Source organism: Segatella paludivivens DSM 17968 = JCM 13650 (genome assembly GCF_000373185.1).
Lineage (GTDB): Bacteria > Bacteroidota > Bacteroidia > Bacteroidales > Bacteroidaceae > Prevotella > Prevotella paludivivens.
Genome location: NZ_KB890642.1, coordinates 31,386 through 42,959, shown reverse-complemented (window position 1 = coordinate 42,959; position 11,574 = coordinate 31,386). Strand labels below are relative to the sequence as shown.

Here is an 11,574-nt window from a genome sequence, read left to right as displayed (position 1 = left end):
TTTTAAATTGATAACTAGTCGTTCAGCAACATTGGCATAATCAGTGTGAGGATGTTTTCATTCTCAGGCTGCTCTGCTGGTACTATAACTCCTGCTCTGCTAGGGTCTGCCAACTGGAAGATAACTTCGTCGCTTTCGATATTGGTAAGTATTTCTTGTAAAGAACTACCCTTGAAACCGATGTTTATTGGTTGACTGCTGTATTCGCATGTGATTTGTTCCTTTGCGCTTGTAGCGAAGTCTATATCTTCTGAAGAAACTTCCAACTTTCCTGCCTCGATGTGAAAACGTATCAACTGACTGCTTTCGCTTGCAAACGGAAGTACACGGCGAAGTGCTCCGATAAGGCTTTTGCGGTCAATGCTCATGTTGTTTGGATTTTCAGGAATTACGCTGTTATAGTTAGGATAATTACCTTCAATCAGGCGGCAAGACAATTGTCCGTCTGTGAATTTAATCTCTGCGCAACGATCATCAAATTTGATAACTACATCGCTTCCGTCTTTGCTAAGTACATTCTTTAGCAATGTTGCAGGCTTCTTAGGCAAGATGAAAGATGCTGCAGTCTCACTCTTAATATTAAAGTTTTGATTGCGTACAAGCTTGTGGCCGTCTGTTGCTACAATAGCCAGATAGTCTGTTGTAAGATCAAAGTATATACCATTCATTACGGGTCTTAGCTCATCCTGAGCAGTAGCGAATAATGAACGTGTGATATTGTTAATGAGTGATGTTGATTCCAGAGTTATAATTGTTGCACTATCAGGAACTGTCTGTGTATGTGGATATTCATCAGCATTCTGTGCAGTGAAGTTATACATACCGTTCTGATAGAGAATCTTTATGGTAAGTGCCTCTGTATCTACATCAAATGCCAGTGGCTGCTCTGGAAGCTCTTTTACAGCGTCAAGAATCGTACGGTTTGGTACTGCAAAACTCCCTTCACCATCACACTCGTCAAGTGTAACGGATGATGTCATAACATTCTCGTTGTCAGATGCAGTTATTTTTAGTTCACTGTTACTTACTTCGAAAAGGAAGCTGTCAAGAATTGGAATAGAATTCTTGCTATTAATCACTTTTGAAAGTGATTGTAGACGTGCGTTAAGTGTTCCGCTTGATAATGTGAATCTCATTATTATTTTCTTTTATTCGTTATTGTTCTGATATTATATTTTCAGATTACAAAAATACTAAAAACCATTGTTTAAAACAAAAAAAACGCATAAAAAATTTCATTTATTAGAACTATTTTATTAATTTCGCAAACTGAAGTGGGATTGTAAAAACTTTCACGTCGTCATAAAGTATACTTAAAAATAATATATTTAAATTATGGAATTACAAGGTAAGGTAATTGTAGCTCTAACAGAGCGTACTGGTGTTTCTAGCCGTGGAGAATGGAAATCACAGGATTTCGTCATTGAAACTCATGAATCATATCCTCATAAGATGGTGTTCTCTGTCTTTGGTGCAGAGCGTTTGCAGCGTTTCAATATTCAGGTAGGTCAGGAAGTATCGGTATCTTTTGATATTGATGCACATGAGTATAATGGCCGTTGGTTTAACAGTATTCGTGCTTTTGACGTTCGTCAGATTGATCCAGCCACTTTGGGCGCAGGTGCAGCTCCTGCTGCTTTCAATGCAGCTCCATCAGCTCAGGCTCCATTCCCTCCAGCACAGAATGCTGACGGTGGAGAGAGTGCTGATGATCTTCCATTCTAATTAGTGTGAATTTGTTGTGAATGCTGATAATAATATCAGTATTTTGCTATAAAAACAAAAGGATTGTGATATTATTTCGCAATCCTTTTATTTTTGTTATAAGCCAAAATGTGGGCTTGTGTTAATATGTTAAATTTTAAGAATGCTTGGGTTTACGGTGCTTTAGTTCTAATGTAGATTTATATAATAGCTCTAAGTAATTGCATTATTCACTTGAATCTGATATATTTTAAATTTCCTTTGGCGCTTATTGCGCTTGCTTTTATAACGCTATGTTTTTTGAGCTGTATCAATAAAAGCATATATAATGTGGTAGTTAATAAGTTTTCATTTTATTATAACGAAGAAATGCCAACTCAAAAGGAGCTGGCATTCTATGTTTGTTTGGAATAAGTGTTTAATTATTTAAGCTTCAACCTTAGTTTTAGCTGCGTAAACTTCAGGTGAGAGAACAGAAACTGTACTCTTGTCCTTCTTGCCCTTATGGAAGTATACTAGACCATCTGTAAGAGCATAGAGAGTGTCATCTTTACCCTGAGCAACGTTCTCGCCTGCGAAGTGCTTGTTACCACGCTGACGGATGATGATGTTACCTGCGATAACTTTCTGACCACCCCAAATTTTTACGCCTAATCTCTGTGAAGCTGAGTCACGTCCGTTCTTAGAACTACCTACACCTTTCTTATGTGCCATGTTTTGTCCTCCTGATTTTAAGCGTTAATTGATTTTACTGTTACCTCTGTGAATTGTGCGCGGTGACCATTCTTCTTGCGGAAATCCTTACGGCGTTTCATCTTGAAAACGATTACCTTGTCACCCTTAACGAGTGGGTTCACAACTTCAACTACAACTTTTGCACCTTCAACTGTTGGTGCACCGACTGTAACTGCTCCGTCTTTGTCTACGAGCAGAACCTTGTCAAATTCAACAGTCTTGCCCTCTTCTGCATCCTTGATGTGGTGCACAAAGAGTTTCATGCCTTCTTCAGCTTTAAACTGCTGACCGTTAATCTCTACGATTGCGTACATTGTTTATTTATTAAACGGGTTTCTCCGCTAGGCGGATGACTAATGTCAACACTTATTTGAGCCTAAAACGGACTAAATCGGGCGCAAAGTTACTTAATTTTATTCATATCCACTGTTTGTGAAATGATAAATATTATCTATTTAACGCCCGTTAACTTTTTATATATCTATTTAGTGGTGATACTATAACTTTCCCTTTGTTGAAGGAAGTTCATAATGATAGATATCACGCTTTACAGCCATCTTCAACGAGCGTGCCAATGCTTTAAAGATACCTTCTATTTTATGGTGTTCGTTTGTGCCTTCAGCCTTTATGTTAAGATTCATCTGCGCTGCATCGCTTAGACTTTTGAAGAAATGCAGAAACATTTCAGTTGGCATTTCTCCGATTTTCTCGCGGTTGAATTTTGCGTCCCATACAAGCCAAGGGCGTCCTCCAAAGTCAAGTGCTACTTGGCAAAGGCAGTCATCCATCGGTAGGCAATAGCCATATCTTTCAATACCTCTCTTGTCGCCTAGTGCTCTGAGTATGCACTCGCCAAGTGTTATCGCTGTATCTTCAATAGTATGATGCTCGTCAACGTTCAGATCTCCTTTGGTGTGAATTGTCAAATCCATCATTCCATGTTTGCCTATTTGTTCAAGCATGTGGTCAAAGAATCCCAAACCTGTTGATATGTCGCATTTACCTGTTCCGTCAAGATTAATCTTTACGTAGATATCTGTTTCCTTTGTTGTACGCCGTGACTCTGCAATCCTTTCTCCGGCAAACAGAATCTCGGCTATCTTATCCCAAGTAATACCATCTTGTCCTAAGATAAGAGCTTTGCAACCGATGTTTTCAGCTAGTTTAGCATCTGTTTCTCTATCGCCGATAACAAAACTTCCTTCAATATTATAAGCTGGATTGCTTAAGTATTCCTTTAACATTCCTGTGTCAGGTTTTCTCATAGGAGAATTGTCCTCTGGAAAATGACGGTCAATCAGTTGATCGTCGAAAGTAATGCCTTCGCCTTCCAAAGTTTGGATAATAAAATTATGTACAGGCCAAAAGGTATCTTCCGGGAATGATTTTGTTCCCAGTCCGTCTTGGTTGCTTACCATAACGAAGCGGAAATCTAAATTCCTGCGTATAAATTCAAGGTTCTTAAACACCCCTTTTGTGAACTTCAGCTTTTCAAAAGAATCAATCTGCTCATCAGCTGGTTCCTCAATAAGAGTTCCGTCACGGTCAATGAATAATATTTTCTGCTTTTTCATCTCTATTTAAATTATTCGTATTTGTCTATTTTCATTTTTATATCCGCTTTTTCCTTTTCCTGTTGTGTTATTGCACCATAGATATAATAACAGAAAATGTAGAAGTAAACAAATATGTAGGTGTACAAGAATGTTGTCAAGAGTGATACCACAATCAGAAGAAACGTTAAATATGAAGGCATTCCGTCAGAATCACCATTCATAATACCCATTTGATTGAAAAGGTATGAGTTAAAGATTATCATAAATGGTAAAGATACAACAATCATTATTACCATGTAAAAAAGCATTGTTATAATCTGTCCTATCAGAATAAATCCCAAATGCTTTATTCCTGTGTGATAATCTTTGCCTATGATATTTACGAATTTCGTATCCTTTCCCATGATATATTTTGTAGTAGAAAATATAAATGGCAATATAAATATGCATCCGATTATCATAATTGCGAGTTGTATGATCAAAGATATAGACATCGCTTTTTCAGGACTGAAAACGTGCTTTGAAACAAAAATAGCAATCGCTGTTCCCCCTGAATAAAAGGAGATTGAGATGATTACTATGGTTAGGAATAGGTTTGTGAGTGTAATAAATAGAGCCTTTCTTAAATTCTCTTTAAACGAATTTGTGTTTAGCAATGTATATGTTTTGCCCATAAGCCATGATTGAGCCATCGTCTCACATACTGCAAGAAGTATAAATCCCAGTAATATCCAGTAACTGAGTTTCTGTCCGCTTAGATTAGCAATCATAACATTTTTGCAACCTAATATATATATAGTGGAGATTACTGCAAGTGCAATAGCTGGCATCCATGTCTTTTTTAATATCGTCAGGATATTAAGGTTCAATAAGTTGAATGCATCCTTTACGCATCCATAGATGCTGCGACTTTTATATAAATTATTTTCCATATTGATTAATTTTAGATCATTCTACGTCTGAATTCAGCACATGTCACAGCCGTGGCAATTGCTACGTTAAGGGATTCTGCAGTTTCTCTTCCTGTAGGGTAATTAGGGATGAGTAGTTTGCGACTAATCATCTTTCTTATTTCAGGCGATATACCGTTTCCTTCATTTCCCATAACGATTATACCATTTTTTGAAAGTTCCTCTTTATAAATATCTGTTCCTTCTAGCAACGTGCCGTAAACAGGATAGTTGGGTGGGAGAGAGCCAATGAACTTGTTTAGGTCTGTATAATGAAGTTTTACTCTTGCAATACTTCCCATTGTTGCTTGTACAACTTTTGGATTATATATGTCGGCGGTGTCATTGCTGCAATAAATATCAGTAATGCCAAACCAGTCTGCAATGCGAATGATTGTTCCTAGGTTGCCAGGGTCCTGCACTCCATCAAGAGCAATATATAATGTTTCGTCATTATCTTTTATGATGGGTGCATCGTATTCAAACAATTTAAATATGGCAAGTACCATTTGAGGATGCTGCAAAAAACTAACTCGTGAAAGTTCGTCTTCTGTAACTTCTATTATTTCGTCAGAATTAATATTATTGTTTGTCTTAATCCATTCACTTGTAGCCACAATAATTTTAGCTTGGTATTTTGTCAGTAGGTCGCCTACAACTTTGTGACCCTCAGCTACAAATACACCTTCGCTGTTTCTTATCTTCTTGTGTTGAAGAGATTTGATATATTTTATTTTAGCTTTGCTAATCATACTTGCAAAAGTAATAATTAATATTGAGAAATTAAAAAACTTCGTATTTTATTTTGTTGTTAGTTATGTTTTTATTCTCAGAGTAATATTTAGTATTTCTTTGCATTAAAATTCTGACTATAAATAGTATAAATAATGTAATGATTTCTTGATATATAGTTTGAATAAAAATAGATCTTTTCAAGAAATTAGATTGATGGAATGATGTCTTGAAGATCAAAGTCAAAGTATTAGATAATATTTGGTAACGCCAAAACAACGCTAACAGCAAAAAGTTTTTTGATGAAATAATCGTCACTTCATAACTTCCCCCCCCCTGTTTATCGGCATTTTGGAGTGATGATTCAGTGACGATCTTGGGGTAAAAGTGACGATATAATTGAAATCACACCAATATTTTGCGCTTTTTTGTAAATTATGCTAGCAGGCTTTCCTTTATATAAACACCATCCTTCGAAAATATAAAGCAAACGTATTGGCGGAATTAGAACTACAGTAATATATCCTTAAGAAGTAACACATCTCGTTGATTTCCTTTCAATTGTCATAATATAACATGTACTTAAGTACAGAATTCCTCTCTAAGCGTTTTTAAATAAATAGCTACGCAGCTACGTTTATGCTTGAAAGTCCCTTGTTTACAGGCATTGTTGAAAATAGAAACAAAGATATTAGCTACGGTAAGCTATGTTCGAGCTACGTAATTAATAGCCGTTATAACGATAAAACGTAAAATAGAGCGTAATTCAAGCTGGTTTTGTATCATCACAACATAAGGTCTTCTATAAGCACAATTTTCCCTTATATAGAATATGGAAACTTTTGATTGCAAGACTGAAAATATTATTAAGCAAATGAAACGCATAGTGATAAGGCCTTTATCACTTCCTACTTCTTCGTAAACTGCATAGTGATAAGGGCCTTATCACTATGCTTTATTTCGCGAATTTTCTCTAGTCGGAATACGTTTGTTGAGAATATCACCCCCCCTAAATTGACGAAGAACCAAAACTTTATTATCATAAATACGTATTATGTAAATAGCATAATTGCGAAAAAAACGCAAAAAACAGGTGTGCTTTAGGGTATAATGCCACTTTTATACCGATAATGTCACTTAATATCACTGGCTCAGCCCTTATAAACAAAGGGTTTGTGACATTATGACATTAGTGGCATTAAAAAAACTTTTTTCTAGTTGCTGTCTTTACATCTTGATTTAAAACCCTAATAAGACGCTTGGCTTTTTGTAGACTATATGTAGAAAATTAATAAGAAGTACGGTTTTTATGAGAGAGTTTAGACGTTAAATTCTTGAGAATTAGCTATAAAAATCATTTTTTATTTTGTAATGTGTTTTGCTTGCACTATCTTTGCATAAGATAAGGTTGCACATGGCAAAACATTTGATTTATTTGCCTTTGTTTGCATGTAAATAATGATAAATGAATAAAATTAAATTTTTAATATATATATCGGCAATAGTTCTTTTAATGTCGTGTAATGCTTCTAAGTTCGTACCTGAGAATAAGTATTTGCTTGAAAGTGTGAAAGTGGAATCAGACAATAAAGAACTAAATCCAGTCATGCTTCAGGCGTACGTGCGTCAGAAAGCTAACTCTAAATGGTTTTCAATATTTAAAATACCTCTTGGAACTTACTCTTTGGCAGGAAGAGATTCTGCTAAATGGCTAAATAGAACATTAAAAAATATTGGTGAAAAACCTGTTGTCTATGATACTATCATGGCTGATCGTTCTGTTAATGATTTGACAACAGCCATGCGTAACATGGGATATATGCACGCTACAGCACAGATTAAGACAAAGATCAGGGGACATAAAATAAAAGCTATTTATCTGCTGCATCCTGGAGAGCCATATTATATCAGTTCGATAAAATATGATATCAAGGATAGCGTGATAGCTAAACTGCTTGCTAACAAGAATATGCGCAGTCCATTTAAGGCAAGACTTACGAGCGGAAGTCGGTTTACTGTAGATGAATTGAATGCAGAGCGAAAGAATATAACAAGTTTCCTTCTTGATAATGGATATTATAAATTTCATAAGGATTATATAATATTCAGTGCCGATTCTGCTAGAAATAGTAAAGACATAAATCTAGTATTACATCTTTTGCCTTACCGTGTCACTAGTGCCTCTCCCGATACTCTTCACCCATGTTATACGATAAATAAAATCAATTTTCTTAGCGGTGATACAGTAAGGATCCACCTAAGAAATAGTGTTCTTCGTTATTCTACGGCTTTGGAAGAAGGAAAACCGTATAAAAGTAGCGCATTGCAAAACACATATAATAAGTTTGCTAGGCTACAGGCTGTAAGATTTACGAATATAAGTTTTCGTGAACATCCTGATACAACATTGCTGGACTGTGATATACAGTTGAGTACGAATAAGCCAAACACGTTGTCTTTCCAACCAGAAGGAACTAATACTGCCGGTGATTTAGGTGCTGCAGCAAGTTTGACGTGGGAGAATAGAAATCTTTTTAGAGGTTCGGAATTATTCAGTATTCAGTTGCGTGGTGCTTTTGAAGCCATAAAGGGTTTGGATGGTTATCAAAATCAGAATTATGAGGAATATAATATAGAGAGCAAACTTCAGTTTCCTAGATATCTTGCTCCTTTCCTGTCAAATGCATTTAAGCAGCGCACTAATGCAACATCAGAATTGTCGTTGAATTACAATCTACAAAATCGCCCTGAATTCCACAGACGGATATTCTCTGCTGCATGGCGATATAAATGGAGCGAACCTCGTCACCATCTTTCATATCGTGTTGACCTTCTGGATCTTAACTATGTGTACATGCCATGGATAAGTGCCACGTTTAAGCATGATTATCTTGATAGTGTGAGCAATCGAAATGCCATACTTAGATACAACTATGAAGATTTGTTTATCATGAAGATTGGTGCCGGTCTTACTTACAATGACGGTATAAATGTAGTAAGGGCAAATGTTGAGACTGCTGGTAACATACTTAATGGACTGTCAAGAGCCTTTGACTTTAAGAAAAATAGCAACGGACAATACACCTTATTCAATATAGCCTATGCACAATATGCTAAATTTGACTTCGACTTTACTCACTTGTTGAGATTTGATAATAGCAATTCTTTAGCAATGCATCTTGGTTTTGGTATAGCATGGCCTTATGGAAACAGTACGATATTGCCTTTTGAAAAGCGATATTTCTCAGGCGGTGCAAATAGTGTTAGAGGATGGAGTGTGAGAGAGTTAGGTCCAGGAAGTTTCAAAGGTACTGACGGAAGAATTGACTTTATTAATCAAACTGGTGATATGAAGCTGGATATGAACTTGGAATATCGAACATCTTTATTCTGGAAGTTTGATGGTGCTGCATTTGTTGATGCGGGTAATATTTGGACTCTGCGCAATTACGAGGAACAGCCGGGAGGACAATTTAAAATAAACGAGTTCTATAAGCAAATAGCAATGGCTTATGGAGTGGGGTTGCGATTAAATTTCAGCTATTTTATACTAAGGTTTGACATGGCTATGAAAGCTATAAACCCTGCTTATGAAACCGAAAAAGAACATTATGCTATATTCCATCCGAATTTAAGCAGGGATTTTGATTTCCATTTTGCAGTGGGATTGCCATTCTAAATGAGATTATAAATCTCACTTGGAATCTTGCGTTTAAGTACTTCCAATTTAAAGTCTACTCCAGCTACAATTCCATGAGCTCTAAGAGTGGTTTCAATCGTCTTTTGTGCTAATACAGGATGATTGTTTTCTTCGCTTAAATGGCATAGCCAAACATGTTTCAGTTCTGGAGTTGCATATTCTGCTAATGCATTACCGCATTCAGAATTGCTCAGGTGACCGTTTGGTCCTAAAATTCTGACTTTAAGATGTGCTGGATAAGGTCCATTGCTAAGCATCTCCTCATCATGGTTTGCTTCTATAACAAGATAATTAGCTTCACCGATGTATTTATGCATGTCATCAGTAATATGCCCGATATCAGTCATCAAGACGAATATTATTCCGTCATGTTCGATCTTATATCCTACGTTATCAGAGCTGTCATGAGGAACTTCAAAAGGCGTTATTTTAAAATCTCCAAGTTGGAAAGTCTTATCCTTTTCAATGACTTTTACACAGCCATTGTTTATCTTTTTTCTAACGCAGTAATTATTCTCAATTCCATTATGCACAGAGTTGGTTGTATACACGCTGACGCTGTAATCATTACTTATACTGCCTACTGATTTAATGTGGTCAGCATGGTCATGAGTTATAAGCAAATGATGTATACTCGTCATTTGTAATCCATAGTTCTTAAAATGCTTTTTCAGGGTTCTCACTCCAATTCCAGCATCAATAAGTAATCCGTCAGTTTCTGTATATAAATAGTAGCAATTGCCACTACTTCCACTGCCGAACGATATAAACTTCAGCATTATAATATTTCTTTTCTACAAAATTATTAAGAAAAGATGAAAATACCAAAGAATTTGGCTACCTTTGTCCTAAATTAATGAATTTAGTATGATTTTTAGGCTATCAACAACAATAAAGAATACATTTTTTGCAATAATGTTGATTATTGTGATGTTAAATTTTGTATCTTGCAATCATCCAGGAAGCGAAGACAGTCTAACAGAGAATGCAGATTCTTTTTCTTGCCATTACTTTAATTGGCAATATCAAAAAGCACTTCGTTATGTAACTCCAGAGTCGGAGAAATGGTTGAAATTTGAAGCTAGTCAAGTTCATCAGGTTGATGTTGATATGCTAAAAGCTATGGATGAAGGAGCAGCATGCGAGATTGGAGAGGTTACATATCTTAACGATGATTCATTGGCAACAGTCAAAGTTGATGTTAAGAACTATCTAGGAAAGGACACTATTGGCGCAGCGTCACATATAGTAGAGAAAGCTACATTTGTATTGAATATGGTTTATAAAAATGACAAATGGCTTGTGAAGTTAAACTCTGTTCCTAGGAGATTGAAATAAAATAACCCAGTTTATACATAATGAATGTAGACATATTAGGAGTTTTACCTATTAGTTTCTTTTCTAAATGTTTTTGGAATAATTTCCAATATAGTTTGATAATCCATTTTTGATGGAAGCGTGATAACCTATTGCTAATAGCCAATATATGTGAATATCCGTTCAATTCATTAGAAAACTTTTTTAAAGTTTGTAACCCTTCTTTTGTCTTTTCAAGATACTCATAGTTTGATTCGTAATTGTCCAATATCAGCGGGTTATCAATATGCAGGATTTCAATTTTATTTTCTTTCAGTCTTTTTCCAAGTAACACATCTTCATATCCATAATTTCGTATTCTCTCGTCAAAAGGAATACTAAGTATGACTCTTTGTGAAATTAATAGATTTGCTGTATGTAGATCTTGATATCGATGACAGTTCCGTTTTACAGCAATATGTGCTTTCTCTGCGCTCTTCTCATAAATGAATCTCAGGTTGGAATTATCACCAGAAGCTAAACTATATCCTCCATATACAACTTCGTACTTATCGTCTTGTTCTAGATAGTTAATGACATACTCGTCACAATCTACGCTCATGTCGCTGTCTATAAACAGCAACCATTTGTAGGAGGCTTCTTTTGCAAGGAAATTCCTTATAATTGATCTTCCAACATTTTCTTTCCTTATAATGTATTTTATATTGTCAAGTTCTAGAATTTCCTTATTTACAATACGTGAATGTTCATCGCTGCTTCCGTCATCGGCAACGATAATCTCGTAGTGTAATCCTTCAATGTTTTCACATTGAGTACAAAGCGCTTTAACCAGCTCTACGCATATTTGGTTATAGCAGGGGATGAGTATGCTTAGTTCGCT

11 protein-coding genes are annotated in these 11,574 nt (G+C 35.8%); 3 read left to right on the top strand and 8 right to left on the bottom strand.

Annotated features, from left to right (window positions below):
* Positions 1 to 14: 14 nt before the first annotated feature.
* Entirely contained in the window at positions 15 to 1,136 is a 1,122-nt protein-coding gene (dnaN, locus tag B045_RS0107040) for a DNA polymerase III subunit beta (RefSeq protein ID WP_018463571.1), read from the bottom strand.
* A 199-nt stretch (positions 1,137 to 1,335) separates the two neighbouring features.
* Here dnaN and B045_RS0107035 point away from each other — a divergent pair, with 199 nt between their 5' ends.
* Positions 1,336 to 1,725 (top strand): DUF3127 domain-containing protein, encoded by a 390-nt coding sequence (locus B045_RS0107035; protein ID WP_018463570.1) that lies wholly within the window; start codon positions 1,336 to 1,338, stop codon positions 1,723 to 1,725.
* A 405-nt stretch (positions 1,726 to 2,130) separates the two neighbouring features.
* On the opposite strand, the gene rpmA is transcribed toward B045_RS0107035, so the two are convergent.
* The 5 genes from rpmA to B045_RS0107010 form a co-directional block, all read right to left on the bottom strand.
* A complete protein-coding gene (rpmA, locus tag B045_RS0107030; protein WP_018463569.1) occupies positions 2,131 to 2,418 on the bottom strand; it encodes a 50S ribosomal protein L27 in 288 nt (95 codons plus the stop codon).
* Positions 2,419 to 2,435: 17 nt separating this feature from the next.
* Complete coding sequence (gene rplU, locus B045_RS0107025) at positions 2,436 to 2,753, bottom strand: 50S ribosomal protein L21 (protein WP_018463568.1); 318 nt, start codon at positions 2,751 to 2,753, stop codon at positions 2,436 to 2,438.
* A 183-nt stretch (positions 2,754 to 2,936) separates the two neighbouring features.
* A complete protein-coding gene (gene hisB, locus B045_RS0107020) occupies positions 2,937 to 4,013 on the bottom strand; it encodes a bifunctional histidinol-phosphatase/imidazoleglycerol-phosphate dehydratase HisB (RefSeq protein WP_018463567.1) in 1,077 nt (358 codons plus the stop codon).
* Positions 4,014 to 4,024: 11 nt separating this feature from the next.
* On the bottom strand, positions 4,025 to 4,927 hold the full coding sequence (locus B045_RS0107015) for a hypothetical protein (RefSeq protein WP_018463566.1): 903 nt from the start codon (positions 4,925 to 4,927) through the stop codon (positions 4,025 to 4,027).
* A gap of 11 nt (positions 4,928 to 4,938) precedes the next feature.
* A complete protein-coding gene (locus tag B045_RS0107010) occupies positions 4,939 to 5,697 on the bottom strand; it encodes an RNA methyltransferase (protein WP_018463565.1) in 759 nt (252 codons plus the stop codon).
* 1,445 nt (positions 5,698 to 7,142) lie between these two features.
* On the opposite strand from B045_RS0107010, the gene tamL reads away from it, so the two are divergent.
* Positions 7,143 to 9,356: a translocation and assembly module lipoprotein TamL gene (gene tamL, locus B045_RS0107000; protein WP_018463563.1), complete on the top strand. Its 2,214-nt coding sequence runs from the start codon at positions 7,143 to 7,145 to the stop codon at positions 9,354 to 9,356.
* Here the strand turns inward: tamL and B045_RS0106995 are convergent.
* A complete protein-coding gene (locus B045_RS0106995; protein ID WP_018463562.1) occupies positions 9,353 to 10,156 on the bottom strand; it encodes an MBL fold metallo-hydrolase in 804 nt (267 codons plus the stop codon). The two genes, tamL and B045_RS0106995, sit on opposite strands and share 4 nt — an antisense overlap.
* Before the next feature lie 88 nt (positions 10,157 to 10,244).
* Between B045_RS0106995 and B045_RS0106990 the strand changes: the two genes are divergently transcribed.
* On the top strand, positions 10,245 to 10,715 hold the full coding sequence (locus B045_RS0106990; RefSeq protein ID WP_025884098.1) for a hypothetical protein: 471 nt from the start codon (positions 10,245 to 10,247) through the stop codon (positions 10,713 to 10,715).
* Here B045_RS0106990 and B045_RS0106985 read toward each other — a convergent pair.
* Positions 10,699 to 11,556: a glycosyltransferase family 2 protein gene (locus tag B045_RS0106985; protein ID WP_081618611.1), complete on the bottom strand. Its 858-nt coding sequence runs from the start codon at positions 11,554 to 11,556 to the stop codon at positions 10,699 to 10,701. The genes B045_RS0106990 and B045_RS0106985 overlap by 17 nt on opposite strands.
* Positions 11,557 to 11,574 lie beyond the last annotated feature (18 nt).